At 64.2% G+C, this 13355-nt stretch carries 13 protein-coding genes and 2 pseudogenes; 9 read left to right on the top strand and 6 right to left on the bottom strand.

What is annotated here, in order from left to right; translation table 11 throughout:
• Nucleotides 1–191: 191 nt before the first annotated feature.
• From OXS27_RS29755 to OXS27_RS29775, 5 genes are read left to right on the top strand one after another with little or no spacing between them, the layout of a single operon-like run.
• Nucleotides 192–902, top strand: a complete 711-nt coding sequence (locus OXS27_RS29755) for an HAD family hydrolase (RefSeq protein ID WP_267361125.1) — start codon at nt 192–194, stop codon at nt 900–902.
• 15 nt (nt 903–917) lie between these two features.
• A complete protein-coding gene (locus tag OXS27_RS29760) occupies nt 918–1790 on the top strand; it encodes an amino acid ABC transporter substrate-binding protein (RefSeq protein WP_267361127.1) in 873 nt (290 codons plus the stop codon).
• Nucleotides 1787–2491: an amino acid ABC transporter permease gene (locus tag OXS27_RS29765; protein WP_267361130.1), complete on the top strand. Its 705-nt coding sequence runs from the start codon at nt 1787–1789 to the stop codon at nt 2489–2491. Before OXS27_RS29760 ends, OXS27_RS29765 begins: the two co-directional genes overlap by 4 nt.
• A 3-nt stretch (nt 2492–2494) precedes the next feature.
• Nucleotides 2495–3133 (top strand): amino acid ABC transporter permease, encoded by a 639-nt coding sequence (locus OXS27_RS29770; protein WP_267361132.1) that lies wholly within the window; start codon nt 2495–2497, stop codon nt 3131–3133.
• The gene (locus OXS27_RS29775; RefSeq protein ID WP_267361134.1) at nt 3130–3864 is read left to right on the top strand and encodes an amino acid ABC transporter ATP-binding protein; all 735 of its coding nucleotides are present in this window, start codon (nt 3130–3132) and stop codon (nt 3862–3864) included. Before OXS27_RS29770 ends, OXS27_RS29775 begins: the two co-directional genes overlap by 4 nt.
• Nucleotides 3865–4512: 648 nt before the next feature.
• On the opposite strand, the gene OXS27_RS29780 is transcribed toward OXS27_RS29775, so the two are convergent.
• Nucleotides 4513–6672: a glycogen debranching N-terminal domain-containing protein gene (locus OXS27_RS29780; protein ID WP_267361136.1), complete on the bottom strand. Its 2160-nt coding sequence runs from the start codon at nt 6670–6672 to the stop codon at nt 4513–4515.
• 128 nt (nt 6673–6800) lie between these two features.
• Nucleotides 6801–7079 carry a hypothetical protein gene (locus OXS27_RS29785; RefSeq protein WP_243920206.1) on the bottom strand — a complete coding sequence of 93 codons (279 nt, stop codon included), beginning with the start codon at nt 7077–7079 and terminating at the stop codon, nt 6801–6803.
• A gap of 529 nt (nt 7080–7608) precedes the next feature.
• Here OXS27_RS29785 and OXS27_RS29790 point away from each other — a divergent pair.
• The 3 genes and pseudogenes from OXS27_RS29790 to OXS27_RS29800 form a co-directional block, all read left to right on the top strand.
• Nucleotides 7609–8714: pseudogene (locus OXS27_RS29790) on the top strand (IS5 family transposase).
• A complete protein-coding gene (locus OXS27_RS29795; protein ID WP_267361138.1) occupies nt 8711–9037 on the top strand; it encodes a hypothetical protein in 327 nt (108 codons plus the stop codon). The pseudogene OXS27_RS29790 and the gene OXS27_RS29795 overlap by 4 nt, the downstream one beginning before the upstream one ends.
• Before the next feature lie 428 nt (nt 9038–9465).
• Nucleotides 9466–9723: pseudogene (locus tag OXS27_RS29800) on the top strand (YhjD/YihY/BrkB family envelope integrity protein); the annotation flags it as partial.
• A 99-nt stretch (nt 9724–9822) separates the two neighbouring features.
• On the opposite strand, the gene OXS27_RS29805 reads toward OXS27_RS29800, so the two are convergent.
• The 4 genes from OXS27_RS29805 to OXS27_RS29820 all read right to left on the bottom strand — a co-directional run bounded on the left by OXS27_RS29805 (nt 9823) and on the right by OXS27_RS29820 (nt 12214).
• On the bottom strand, nt 9823–10914 hold the full coding sequence (locus OXS27_RS29805; protein ID WP_267361148.1) for an AI-2E family transporter: 1092 nt from the start codon (nt 10912–10914) through the stop codon (nt 9823–9825).
• 93 nt (nt 10915–11007) lie between these two features.
• Entirely contained in the window at nt 11008–11193 is a 186-nt protein-coding gene (locus OXS27_RS29810; protein WP_267361140.1) for a hypothetical protein, read from the bottom strand.
• Between the two features lie 452 nt (nt 11194–11645).
• Nucleotides 11646–11945, bottom strand: a complete 300-nt coding sequence (locus tag OXS27_RS29815) for a DUF2171 domain-containing protein (RefSeq protein WP_267361142.1) — start codon at nt 11943–11945, stop codon at nt 11646–11648.
• 41 nt (nt 11946–11986) lie between these two features.
• Nucleotides 11987–12214, bottom strand: a complete 228-nt coding sequence (locus tag OXS27_RS29820) for a hypothetical protein (RefSeq protein WP_267361144.1) — start codon at nt 12212–12214, stop codon at nt 11987–11989.
• Nucleotides 12215–13120: 906 nt separating this feature from the next.
• On the opposite strand from OXS27_RS29820, the gene OXS27_RS29825 reads away from it, so the two are divergent.
• On the top strand, nt 13121–13355 hold a 235-nt coding region (locus OXS27_RS29825), incomplete at its 3' end, for a transposase (RefSeq protein ID WP_267361146.1).

Below are 13355 nucleotides of genomic sequence, written 5' to 3' on the forward strand. Positions count from 1 at the left end.
CACGTTCCGTCATTCCTGGATCATCCCCGCTGCTCCGTTTTTGCGAGCGCAGCGAAACAATGACGGCATAGCGATGTCCGTCGATGTCGGACGCGGATGATGCAATATCAACCCTCGTCGGCCTCGCTTCGTCATCCCGGTCACCGCGCATCGCCGCCTCTGTTGAATCGAGACTAAAGGGGTCGTCCTGTATGGACCAAGCCGACATCTCGCCGCCGGACCACGATCCTCCCCCGCATTACGACCCGACCTGGGTCTCCTTCGATGTTTTCGGGACGCTGATCAGTGTACGTGAAGGCTCCTACGCGGCCTTTCAATCTATCCTCGACGATTGCTCTGGCTATCAAGTCAATCTGCGCGAGTTCTGGGAGTTCTGGGAACACCGCAACATCGCCCACTATTGGGGACCGTACCGCAGCTACAGGGACATCTGCACCTTGTCCCTGGAAGAATCTTTCGCTCACTACGGCCTCCACGGCGACGCCGCATTGATCGAGCGCTATTTCGACGCCTTCCCAGGCTTTCCGCTCTATCCCGACGTCGAGCCGACGCTGGCCCGGATCAGCGAGAGGCGGCGCCTCGCGATCGTGTCGAATATCGACGACGACCTTCTGGCGCGCACGCGGCTGCCCTCCGGCATCGCGCTCGCCTGCACCGCGGAACGCGCCCGTGGCTACAAACCGGACGGATCGCTCTTCCGATACCTGATCCGAGAGACCTGCGTGCCGCTCGACCGGATCCTGCACGCCGGACAATCCCAATTCACCGATCTTGTCGGCGGCAAGCCCCTCGGCCTCACGATCGCCTGGGTCAACCGCCGCGGCGTCGCGCTCGATCCCGCCGTGCCGCGGCCCGACGTCATCCTCGACGACGTCGCCTCCCTTCTGCCGCTGCTCGCCTAGCTAGGAGCCCTCCCGATGCGCGTCGTCGCCCCAGCCCTGGCGCTCTGCGCCGTCCTCTTGGCCGCCCGGTCACTGCCGGCCGCTGCGCAGGTCGCCGATACCGCCCTGCACCGGATCCAAGAGACGAAGACGCTGACCATCGGCTTTCGCGAGTCCGCCGAGCCCTTCGCGTTCCTCGACGGCTCGCAACAGCCGTCCGGCTACTCGGTCGAGCTCTGCCGACGCGTCGCCGGCGCGTTGGCCCAGGCCCTCAAAATTGACGAGATCCGCACCCGGTTCGTGCCGGTCACGCCGCAAACACGGATCCCTCTGATCGCCAACGGCACCGTCGATGTCGAGTGCGGCACCACGGTCAACTCGCTGGGCCGCCAGCAGCAGGTGGACTTCAGCTACGCGGTCGCTCTGAGCGAGGGCAAGCTCCTCGTCCGCAAGGAGTCCGGCATCCGCGACCTGCCCGACCTCGGCGGCAAGGTGATCGCACTGGCCGCCGGCACCACCGCCGATCGCTACGTCCGAGCCGCCCTGGAGGCGCGGAAACTCACGGCCCGCATACTGACCGTCCGGGATAACGGCGAGGGCCTCCTGGCGGTCGCCTCGCAGCGCGCCGACGCCTTCATCAACGACGCGGTGCTGCTCGGCGGCGTGGTCCGCACCGCGACCGAGCCAGACCGCTTCGCCGTCGTCGGCACGCCCCTCTCCTTCGAGCAGGTCGCCTTCATGGTCGGCAAGAACAATTCGGGGCTGCTCACCGTGATCAACGGCGTCATCGCACGCCTTGCCCAGTCGGGCGAATTGCAGGGTCTCTACGGGCGCTGGGTGACTCCCTACGCGGGCCCGATCGATGCGGATACCGCCGCCCTCTTCAAGATCGAGGGGATCCCCGAATGAACTACGCCTGGGATTGGGGCCTCGTGCTCCGAGAACCCTATGCGGGGTGGCTGATCGCGGGCGTCGCCTGGACGCTCGCGCTCTCGGCAGCCGGGTGGTCCCTTGCCGTCATCCTCGCGCTTCCTGTCGCGCTCCTGCGGGTGCTGGGCTCACCCGCGATACGCGGGCTTGCCGGGTTCTACGTCTCGGTGTTTCGCAACATCCCGCTGATCCTGCAGATGTTCGTGTGGTTCTTCGTCGTGCCGGAGTTGCTGCCGCGCGATCTCGGCCTGTGGGTGAAGCGCGACATGCCCCAGCCCGAATTCACGACCGCGGTCGTGGCGCTCGGTATATACACGTCCGGTCGTCTTGCGGAGCTTTTCCGTTCAGGGATCGACGCGGTGCCGCGCGGGCAGGTCTCGGCCGCGCTCGCCTGTGGCCTGACCCGCGCCCAGGCCTACCAGTACGTGATCCTACCGCAGGCTTTTCGCATCATCCTGGCACCTTTGACGTCAGAGTTCCTCTCGATCGTCAAAAACTCATCGATCGCCCTCACGATCGGGGTCCTCGAGCTGACCGCAGAGAGCCGCCAGATCGAGGACATGACGTTCCACGGTTTCGAGGCGTTCGGGGCGGCGACGCTGATCTATGTCGTGATCGCGTTCGGTCTCGATCGGATGGCGGCGCGGCTTCGGCCAAGCGCGCTCGCAGTAAGGACCTGAGCCATGAACGCGCTCTGGGACAATGCCGCGTTTCTGGTCGAAGGGCTGGCCCTCAGCCTCGGCCTAACGGCGATCGGTGTCCTCGGCGGCCTCTCGCTTGGGACCGCACTCGCCGCCCTGCGCCTGTTCGGGGGCCGCGTCGGCGGCGCGGTGGTCGACGTCTACGTCTTCGCGTTTCGGGCGGTGCCACTGATCCTCGTGATCTTCTGGTTCTACTTCATGGTTCCGCTGATCCTCGGACGGCCGGTTGGGGCCTTCGCCTCGGCGGTTGTCGCCTTCGTCCTGTTCGAAGCTGCTTATTACAGCGAGATCATCCGCGGCGGTCTCGCGAGCGTTCGCCCCGGACAGATGAACGCCGCACTCGCCTGCGGGATGAGCCGTCTGGCGGCGCTGCGATACGTCGTTCTGCCACAAGCCTTCCGGGCCATGATGCCCGTCTTCCTGACGCAGGCGATCGTGCTCTTCCAGGACACCTCGCTGGTCTTCGTCGTATCGCTGCATGACTTCCTGACCGCGGCCTCGATCGTCGCAAACCGGGCCGGCAGGCTCGTAGAGACCTACCTCCTGGCCTGCCTCGTTTACTACCTCGTCTGTCTTGGAGCGACTGCGGCGGTCGCCAGGATGCGAAGGAGCGCTCCGTGATCGTCTTCGAACGGGTCGACAAGTGCTATGGCGACAAACCGGTGCTGCGAGAGGTCAGCCTTAACGTCCGGCAAGGTGAGGTTGTCGTCATCTGTGGGCCATCGGGCTCTGGCAAGTCGACGCTGATCAAATGCGTGAATGCGCTTGAGCCGTTCCAGTCCGGCACGATCAGAGTCGGTGAGGCAGTGCTCGATCGAGGGTGGCTCGACGCGCGCGCCCTGCGCCGGCGGGTCGGCATGGTGTTTCAACATTTCGAGCTCTACCCGCATCTCGACGTGATGGAGAACCTGTGTCTCGCCCAACGCACCGTCCTCCGACGGTCGCGGCCGGCGGCCGAGGAACGGGCTTCGGCGCTACTGGACCGCGTCGGCCTTCGCGACAAGCGTTCTGCCATGCCCGCTCAGCTCTCCGGCGGACAACAACAGCGCATCGCGATCGCACGTGCTCTCGCCCTCGACCCCGAGGTAATGTTGTTCGATGAACCGACTTCCGCCCTCGATCCCGAAATGGTCAATGAGGTTCTCGATGTGATGACCCGCTTGGCCCGCGAGGGCATGACGATGATGGTGGTGACTCACGAGATAGGATTTGCCCGGCGCGTTGCCGACCGGGTCGTCTTCATGGAGGACGGAGCTATCGTCGAGGATTGCGCGACCGATGCCTTCTTCGGCGATCCGGGAACACTCTCGCAAAGGGCGCAACGCTTCCTGAGCAAAGTTCTCCCTCACTGAGGTATCGTCGCCCTACGTCGGGAACCGCGGCTTCGCGACCGAGGTCCCGATTCGCGGAAGTTTGTCTGAGACGCGTGCGTCGTCTTGCGGTGATCGAGTTCCCGAAACTGTCTCCCTCCGCCTCAAGGCAGGCGGTCGGCACTCGGCCAGTTTCAGCCAACTGCCGCGCGTCCGCTTTCTTCGGTTTTGCGCGCGAAACCGGAACGGCAGAAAACGGCCAGACTACGTCACGCTGGATCGCCATTGCGCGCAGAACCGGACGTTCGGCTTTGCGCCCATTCCGGCCGCTCAGCCGACTCTAGCGGCTTCTCCAAAGCGGACGCTGCAACAGCCCAGTTTGTAGGCCTGAGTTGCGCCAGGAGTCGACATTGGGTTCAGGGTTTGAACCGAAGATTCCGAGTATTCTCGGGTAGTACGCCAACTTCTGGACTCGGCTCACCCAGATTCTTTGCCATATTGTCAGATTAAAACCGAAACCGACAGTCATAAACTAGCTTGTCTGCTTGCTATATTGCGCTGACACGCATCTAAGTCAGACGAGTAAATTTGACGGATTCCAAAACTGCGGTCTAATGACTGGTCGCCCTCTGCCCCTGATCAGGGGCAGAGCGCTTGGTACCTGCTTTTACTCGCACGCAGATGGGGCGTTCAGAGATACTCGACTGTGGTGGCGAAGGGCCGCCGCACCAGCCTCACTCCAGGACCGCGCAGGATCTCGATGCGGGTCTCCGCGCCGTCGCGGAACAGGCGCAGATCAACCGTCTGCTGCCCGACGGTGAAATCCAGTAAGGTCAGTTCCGGTATCCAGTCCGGCAGGTGCGGGTCGGCCAGGATCGTGCAGGATCTGGCGTCCACCCAGGCGCCCATCAGGGCATGCAGCAGGCTGAACACCGAGCCCGCCGCCCAAGCTTGCGGGACGTTGGCCCCGAGATACTGCACCGGGAAAGGCGCGTCGGACCGGCTCGTCCCGGCGAACACCTCCGGCAGGCGATGCAGCATGAAGCGGTCGGCCGCCGCGATTAGGCCGGCCGCGATGCGGGCTGCCTCGGCGTGGAAGCCGTACTGGGCCAGCCCGACCGCGATTACGCCGTTGTCATGCGGCCAGACCGCCCCGAGCTGGTAATCGTGCGGGTTGTAGGCCGGATGATCTGCCGACAGTGTGCGCACGCCCCAGCCGCTGAACATGTCCTCCGCCATCAGCCGCCGCGCCACGGCCTCGGCCCGCTCGGGCGGCACGATCCCCGACCAGAGCAGGTGGCCGGGATTCGAGCTGACGCTCATCACCCGCCGCTTCTCCGGATCCAGGCATAGCGCGTAGTACTGCGCGTCCTCGTCCCAGAACGCGGCGTTGAAACGCCGGTGGAGAACGTGCGCCTTTTCCCTGAGCGCCAGCGCCCGATCCGGTCGGTCGAGTGCGTCGTAGATCTGGGCCATCCGGCGCCACGCGTCGTAGACGTAGCCCTGCAATTCGCACAGCGCCTTCGGCGCGGGCACGTCGTCGCCGCTCTCGTCGAGGACGGCGTTGTCCGCGTCCTTCCAGCCCTGGTTCTCAGCCCCGTCCGGCGCGCGGCGCTGGTACTCCTGGAAGCCGTCACCATCCAAGTCACCGTAATCGTCGATCCAGGCGAGGCAGCGTTCGGCAGTGACGAGGTGGCGCTCGATCAGGCTCCGGTCGCCCGTGAACTGCCACGCGCGGTGCAGCAGGATGAGGTAGAGCGGCGTGGCATCCGCAGTGCCATAGTATGGCCGGAAGGGATTCAGACCCAGGGCGGCCATCTCGCCGCGGCGCAGCTCGTGCGGGATCTTGCCCGGCTGCATGTCGCGCGCATCGTCGGTCGCGTCGGCTTGATAGCGGGCCAGCATCTCCAGCGCACCGCGCGCGAAGTCGGGGTAGACCGGCACGGTCTGGATCGCGGTGATCAGGCTGTCGCGCCCGAATAAAGCGGCAAACCACGGGATGCCGGCGGCCGGTACAAAGGCTTTGCAGTCCGTGCCCTCAAACGGCAGGCGCAGGGCGGCGAGGTCATCGAAGGATCGGTCGTAGAGCTGCTGCAGGCCGTTGTGCGGCGTGCGCAGGCGCGGGGCCCCATCGCGCCAGTCGCGCAGGGCTGCGGCTGGCCTGGACCGCTCACGCTCGGCGAAGGCGACGCTCGGCGCGTCGAGCGTGTCGTCACCGTCGATCCAGCGGTAGTCAAGGTCGGTGCTCCAGGACTGCTGGGGACCGAGTTCAACGGGGAAGCATAGCGCGCCGTCCCGAAGGACTGGCCTTGCCGCGCCGTCTGCTGGACCAACCCATAGTCCGCGACGGAAGCTGTCATTCGTGTGGACAGTCGCGAGGCAGCCCTCCTCGGGGGACCAGTGGGTGCAGGTCTCGCCGCGCACGACGATCCGGTGAGCCTTCACGTCGAAGACATCGGCGAAGTCGCAGGATACCTGCACGGCGAGGCAGAGACGCACGCGGCTGCGGTTGTGGTTGCGCAGCTTGAGCGACTCGCGCATGCCGCCGTGATCAAGCGAGCGCGACAAGGCAAGGCTGACTGTGCCGGCGGGAACGTCGCCCGCATCTTTGGGCAGGGTTGGGTTCACCATCACGACCTGGGCGGCAAAGTGGTCGGTGGCTGCGGAATTCAGCACCTGCCAGCCGCGTCCATCGACGGTGACCGTCCAGGCGCTGATGAGGCGGGTGTCGCGGAAGAACAGGCCGCGCTCGCTCGGCTGATGGATCTGGCCGTCGACCTCGGTGATGAGCACGCTGTCGCCGACGTTGATAGTGAGCTGAGCCGGACCGACGCCAATCTCGTAAGCCATGCACGAGCTTCTCTGCGGAATGCCCGGCGAGGCCGGGATCGGATCTCGGCGACTAGGCGACTTCCTGGGCAGCCTGCCGCATCATACTAATCCAAGCACTCAACTCGTGCCGGGTTTCCACTCTCGCCTTAGCGACTTCCGCTGCCGCCGCCAGCACTGCCATTTGGAACAGCCCGCTCAGGTAGGTTCGCGTTGCCGCCAGCTGCCGAGTCGGTCGTAATGGTCTCGGCTCCGGTAGCTCCGCGAGGAATGACTACATTGCGATCATTGCCTGTCGTGTTGGGCTGAGCCTGGATCGCTGCACCCCCTGATCGTGGGGTGCCGCTGGGCGCAATCGGCTGAGCTGACACCGCTCCTGAGCCAAGTGCGGCAAGCGAAGCAATTAGGATGGTCGATGTAAGGCGCATTAGTCGTCCTTTCAGGTGCGATTCTTTGATTAACACGGCGCCGGAGCGAAGTTTCCAGGCGGATATCATGTGTATTCCGATATTAGCAATTCGCGGTGTGATCTATTCCGCAAGGCAGATCCCTAAGTATGATACCGTTGGAATTCGGCGAAGTGGCTTATGTGCTCAGATGGCTCATCGTTGCTGGTCGTTGAGCACGAAAACCCTGCGCGAGCGAACTCGGAGCAAACCATCACGCACGAAAAAACCGCCGCGACCGGAGCCGGGCGGTTTGAGGTGGATCCCGTTGAGAATCAGAGTCCGATCTACGCGCCTCATCTCGCCCGCCTAGCCGAATAGCGCAGACAAGACGATCGAAAGAGGGCTGGGGGCGAACTCTACCTCACAATGCTGCAGCATGATGCCCCCTTTCGCCGCTCCTGAATGTTGCACCGTCGCCATCCACGCCGTCCGGAGGACGCCTAGCAGGCTCTTGAAGAAGTTCGTGGCGTGACCGACCCGGGCGCGATTCACTCATTCTCGGGAGCGCGTGGGGAAGGCGGATGGGGGTGCGGATCAGCGGTCGGGGACGTTGTTCTCCTACGTGGATCTGGAGGCTCGGGTCCGGCCCGACCACCTACTGCAGACGGTCGGCAGCACACGGATGTGGCGCTCCCAGCGCTGAACCAGGACTTCTTTGCGCTCTACCCGGCGCGGATGGGTCGTCCGTCGATCCCGCCTGAGACGCTGCTGCGAGCTATGCTCCTGCAGGCGTTCTACTCGATCCGCTGGGAGCGGCAGTTGATGGAGCGTCTGAAATTCGACCTGCTGTTTGGCTGGTTCGTGGGGCTGGGCGTCGACGATCCGGCTTGGGATCATTCGAGCTTCGGCAAGAACCGGGACAGGCTGCTAGCCGGCGAGATCGCCGCCAAGTTCCTGGCAGCCGTGCTGGTCCAGCCCCAAGTAAAGCGGCTCCTGTCCAGTGACCACTTCGGCGTCGATGGCGCACTGATCGAAGCCTGGGCCTCGATGAAGAGCTTCAGGCCCAAGGATCAAAGCGGGGATCAAGCACCATCGCCGGCCGGTGGGCGCAACACCGAGGTCGCCTTCAAGGGTCAGAAGCGTTCGAACGAGACGCGCGCGAGCACCACCGATCCCGAAGTCAGGCTTATCCGCAAGGGGCCGGGCATGGAGGCCAAGCTCTGCTTCATCGGCCACGCTTTGATGGGGAACTGTTCGGCCCTGATCGTGGACACCTGCATGACGTCCGCGCACGGTCTCGCCGAGTGCATCGCCGCGCTGGCGATGATCGAGCCGAGGGCGGACCGGCCCAAGGCCAGCTCAGTGGGCGCCGACAAGGCCTATGACGCGGAGGACTTCGTCGATGAGCTGAGGTCGATGAATGCGCACGCGCACGTGACCCAGAACACCTGCGGCCGCCGCTCGTTCATCGATAGGCGAACCACCCACCATGCCGGCTATGGCATGAACCAGAAGATCCGCAAGCGCATCGAGGAGGGCTTGGGCTGGATTGAGACGGCGAGTGGCCAGGGGAAAGCCCGCTTCAGGGGCCGCGACAAGGCCGGACGGGCCTTCGCCTTCACCGCAGCGGCCTACAACCCCGTCCGCCTGCCCAAACTGTTTGCTCTGGCGTGAGCGTTCTGGGCAAGTGGCGGATCGTCGAGCTGCCCGGCTACGCGGACGACTATGCCGACATGGTCGAGCCGGCCTACATCCTCTTCGAGGCCACCGGCGGCGAGTTCGCCTTTGGATGCGTCACCGGGACGTTTGCTGGTGGCGGTGATCACGCAGCCGTTGAGTTCGACTGGTCCGGGAGCGACGAGATGGACGAGGCCCGCGGCTCCGGATGGGCCGAGATCCAGGCCGACGGCTTGCTTCAGGGCGAAATCGGCATCCATGCCGCTGACGAAATCCCCTTCATCGCTCGCCGCTGGCCGAGTTCTTCAACAGCCTGTTAGGGCGCCTGCAGTTACCTGTTCGGAAAGGCGCTAAACAGCTAAAGCTCTGCGCAGACGCAGTGCCTCCGGTAGCCGCTGCGTCCGCCGCACTCGCGCCGACGCCCGCAGAAAAGTCAGAAAGTTATCCGCCTCTTCAAGGCTCATGCCGCATGCAACAGGATCGTGGTCCTGCACGACCATGTGGGTACCGTCGCCAGCAAGCTTTACACTGATTTTCGGCATCCAGCTTCTCCCTATAGAAGCTTTGAGGGCGCTCTGCTTTGACCGGGCTCCTCACAAACACAACCGGCCTGCCGGCATCCGGTTCGCAAGCGCGACAGATACTGCCGTGAGTCAAAGTGGTTGTGCGATGAGGACCATGTGCGTGCAACTCCGCAGATCCATGCGGTCGTCACGATCGTGAAGATCGAGGCCGACCAGCGCGCCATGTGCTGTGGCTGATCGTGTCAGCCCTGTTCTCTTGGTATGGGGCACACTTCGGCAGCTACAATGACACCTACGGCTCGCTCGGCCCGGTCGTCGGCTTCATGACCTGGATCTGGCTGTCGACGACGGTCGTGCTGCTTAGCGCAGAGCTGAACGCCGAGATGGAGCACCAGACCGCCCGCGACACCACGGTCGGCGGCCAGAAGCCCCTCGGCGCCCTGCAGGCTAGCAAGGCCGACACTGTTGCCGCGTCGCCCTAGTATCGACCCCAGTCAGACCTGCCAGGCCTCTAAATTAAAGCCGCGGGGATCTGAATCGTGAGAGTGCCGCTGTTCGCTACCGTCATCTGCGTGGGCCTGTCAGCACAGACCCACTCTATCGACAACTGCCGCTCCAGGCGTTGTCCAGTCCCGCCAAATTGAGTAGAGCGCCGCCATCACGACTGGCCCAGCAAAAAGGCCGACAAGCCCGAAGGTTTCGAGGCCACCTAGGATCCCGATCAGGGTCCAGACCAGCGGCAGCCGCGCGGCTCCTCCGATGAGGGCCGGCTGAACGAAGTTGTCGCCAGCCAGCATGACGGTGGCCCCCCAACCGAACACGCCGGCCGCACCAAACCATGCGTCATGCTGGATCGCGAGAATCAGGGCCGCAGCCGTGAATGCAAACCAGGCTCCGAAGGGCAGCATCGCAAACGTGACGGTGAGCAGCGTGAAAAGCCCAGCCTGCGGTAGCCCGGCAACCCAGTAACCCACGCCGATCAGCAATCCCTCTCCGATGGCGACCAACACCGTACCGTTCACAACGCCTCTGATCGCAAGGGCCACTTTCTCGAACAGCCGCTCGCCGGGATTCCCCAACCACTCCTCCGCAAGGCAGAGCACGCGCGTCCCGACCCTATCCCCGTCCCGGAGGAGGGCGAAAAGCGTCAGAAAGGTGACAAAGGCCAAAAGCACGCGATAGGCGATCTCTCCGCCGAAGCTGCGCATCCAAGCCGCCCACGCTTCGAAGTTCACGTCGGTGAATAGCGCCCGCAGTCCTGCTGGGTTGCTGACGTGAGAGCGCCACCAGCGATCCGCGTGCTCGCCCAGAATGGGGAGACGCGTCAGCCAGCTCGGCACCTCGATGCCACCCTGCTGGGCGCGACTGATCCATCCGAGAACGGCCTGTCCTTCCCGGCCGAGCTCGGCAGTGGCCAGCACCAACGGCGTCACCAGCACGGCCGCACACAAGAGGGTGGACACAGCGGGGATGAGCCGACCGCGGGATGTCTTGGCTCGCGGCGCCCGCCGGTAAAGGGGCCAGATCGCAACGGCGATGATGATCGCCCAGACAACCGCGGCCAAGTATGAGCGCGCCGTCCAAAGCGCGACGAGAAGCACAACTGCGCCGAAACACGCCCTGCGCCTGCGGCGAGCTGGGTCCCCCGTCAAGGGACGCTCGATCGGGTGCATCGGCGCCTGAACGTCCAAGATCTCATTCCTGACGCCTGAGGGAACGGCCCTGACCGCCGAAGGCCGGCGCAGTCCAGAATGCGGACCCGGTGATCAGCCTTTGGTGCTCGAGTTCTGATTGCGCTTGTCGGCGTGGGTAATCGGCCCCTTGGAGCCCTTCGAGCCGCCGCCCCATTGCAGCGCCATCCGGATCTGGTCGCCTCCGGCGTGATCAGGGCTTACGACCTTGTCGCTTCCGCTCACCCGCTTGCCGGATGTGTCGCCTGAACTGGATGCCATCGGATCTCGCCTTTTTACGTCGCGATGCTTCCGCGCATGTCCCCGCGCTCAGGGGGCGGAGACGCTTTGCCGGGCGGAGTGTAGGCTCGGCCCCCCCCCCTGGGTCCCGCCCTCTGCTGTTGGGTATATCGGGCCGGATCGACGGCCGCCTATAAGGTTTTGCCCTAAGGACTGACCCAGGTGCCGTGTGGGCGTCAGAGTGCTCAAAGGTGGTCATCGGTGCGGGCTGAGCCCGTATGGTGGCCGGCCGCACCTCACAGATATCGTAGATTCCGTCGCTCATGTTGGGCTCCCTGAATTTTGGGCTGGAGCTCGATGGATCAGCCAGGATCTGATCCGCTTCGCCGGGCAGCGCTGGCAGATCGGGCGTGGCCCGGCTCAGCCTGAACCGTCAGCATCCTTGAAGACCTGAGGGCACGTCCGTGCCGGCAAAACTCCGCGCGACGCCGGCTTCAGACCGCGCGCTCAAGTTGGTGGCGCTTCGCGTAAGGCTCGCTCGCCCAAAGGCGTTTTGCCTCGTCGAATGTCCGGTTCAGTGTGACCCGGTCATCCACGGCAGCGATCCAATCCGGGGTGACGTATTGGTGCTGGTTTCGAGGCTTCTGGTCGACACGAGAGATCTTGAGGTGACCACCTTCGACCTTGTCAACAGTTCCAATCCGAGTTCCGTCGCTATCGACGACCACCATGTCCCTGTTGATCAGAGCGAGCAGTGGACGACCTCCCGCGCTATCCTGTCCTTTCATCGACATATTTTACTCTCCAGTTGTATGAGCGATTGCTTGCGGCAAGATCAGAACTGGTTGCTCAGCAGCGCCTCGTATCCACGCGGGGTCAGTTCAACCGTGTCTGCGTCCGGCGTGGCGACATACCCGGTGCGCGCGAGTTCCGAGACCGCCACCGCAACGGCGGGGTCGGTCCCGAACCGTTCATCCAGCGTCGTGATGCGCAGGCGTGCCCCGGGCAGCCGATGCGTACTGCGCAAGTATATAAGGATCTCACGTGCTATCTCTGACTGCATCGATAACGTCTCCGGGCATTCATTCAGACCGTTCGCGGGATCAAATCTCGAATAGCAATCCATTGCCGCGGAAGACGCCCCTTTAGTCTGGGTGCTCTCTTCCGTGGTACTGGTTTTTCACAGCAAAGCGACCGATGTAATGGGGCCTATCTATCGCCGGGTAGAGGAAAGTTGTGATGATCCGCTCCCGCGCCCGTCGCTAGCCAAGAGGCCGTTCGGCTCTGTGCATGCCCCTGACTTGCACCCGGTCCGGCCTCATGAAGCCGCCTAGGGGCCGGCCTTTGCGGCCCTGACGCATGTGCCCCGGCGCAGGGCGCCGATCGTGAGAGGCGCCGCCTATGCGGAGCGGGCGCGGCGTGCCGAGCTGAGCCGCGAGCGCCAGCAACCCAGAATCACACGCACCGTCCGCAGCCCGGCTCTCACCACAGGCCACGCTGCCTGTTGGCCGGGCCCGATCGCCTCGCACCGCATCAGGTCAGCCAGCCGCACCCGCGTCCCATGCGGTGTCTTGTCGAACGCATCCAGGCCATTCGCACCCATGCTGCGCCTCCCTGCCTTCGCGTCGAAGTTAGATGGGGTCCTCGCCCCGCCGTGGCATCCGGATTGATCCTAAGTGAGATGCCGGACGGGCAAGTCGTTCAGGGCCTTGACCTAGGAGTCGTCCGAATTGCGGGCGGCAGCACCATGATCAATTCGGGGACAACGCGACATCTGCGGAGGGTATGACATGGACAGATCCCACGCTTCTTTCACGCCCGAAGACCTTGGTGCCTGTGCGGCGGCCGCAATGGCCGAGATCCGGATTTCCTTAAGCCGCCTGACGCCCGCCGAGCGCGCCGCTGGCCTGACTGTCTGGCTTTGGACCGGGCTGATTGAGAGGATCAGCCAGGACCAAAGGAGTTGGACATGCGGCGAGGCCAGAAGACGAACGCGGAGCAGGTCGTGCTCAAGCTGCGCCAGATTGAGGTGCAGACTGCCCAGGGCAAGAGTTTGGCCCTTGCATGCAGGGAGGCGGAGATCTCCGAGCAAAGTTACTACCGCTGGCGCAAGGCGTACGGCGGCCTTCAGGTCGATCAAGCCAGGAAGATGAAGGATCGGGAGCGCGAGAACGCTCGTCTGCGCCGGCTCGTCGCCGACCTTT

Origin of the sequence: Methylobacterium sp. GC_Met_3 (assembly GCF_026540775.1) — a bacterium.
Taxonomy (GTDB): Bacteria; Pseudomonadota; Alphaproteobacteria; order Rhizobiales; family Beijerinckiaceae; genus Methylobacterium.

Bases quoted from the DNA above. Each gene is read 5' to 3' on its own strand.
- OXS27_RS29755 (WP_267361125.1), top strand. From the start codon at position 192: ATGGACCAAGCCGACATCTCGCCGCCGGACCACGATCCTCCCCCGCAT.
- OXS27_RS29760 (WP_267361127.1), top strand. From the start codon at position 918: ATGCGCGTCGTCGCCCCAGCCCTGGCGCTCTGCGCCGTCCTCTTGGCC.
- OXS27_RS29765 (WP_267361130.1), top strand. From the start codon at position 1,787: ATGAACTACGCCTGGGATTGGGGCCTCGTGCTCCGAGAACCCTATGCG.
- OXS27_RS29770 (WP_267361132.1), top strand. From the start codon at position 2,495: ATGAACGCGCTCTGGGACAATGCCGCGTTTCTGGTCGAAGGGCTGGCC.
- OXS27_RS29780 (WP_267361136.1), bottom strand. From the start codon at position 6,672: ATGGCTTACGAGATTGGCGTCGGTCCGGCTCAGCTCACTATCAACGTC.
- OXS27_RS29785 (WP_243920206.1), bottom strand. From the start codon at position 7,079: ATGCGCCTTACATCGACCATCCTAATTGCTTCGCTTGCCGCACTTGGC.
- OXS27_RS29805 (WP_267361148.1), bottom strand. From the start codon at position 10,914: ATGCACCCGATCGAGCGTCCCTTGACGGGGGACCCAGCTCGCCGCAGG.
- OXS27_RS29810 (WP_267361140.1), bottom strand. From the start codon at position 11,193: ATGGCATCCAGTTCAGGCGACACATCCGGCAAGCGGGTGAGCGGAAGC.
- OXS27_RS29815 (WP_267361142.1), bottom strand. From the start codon at position 11,945: ATGTCGATGAAAGGACAGGATAGCGCGGGAGGTCGTCCACTGCTCGCT.
- OXS27_RS29820 (WP_267361144.1), bottom strand. From the start codon at position 12,214: ATGCAGTCAGAGATAGCACGTGAGATCCTTATATACTTGCGCAGTACG.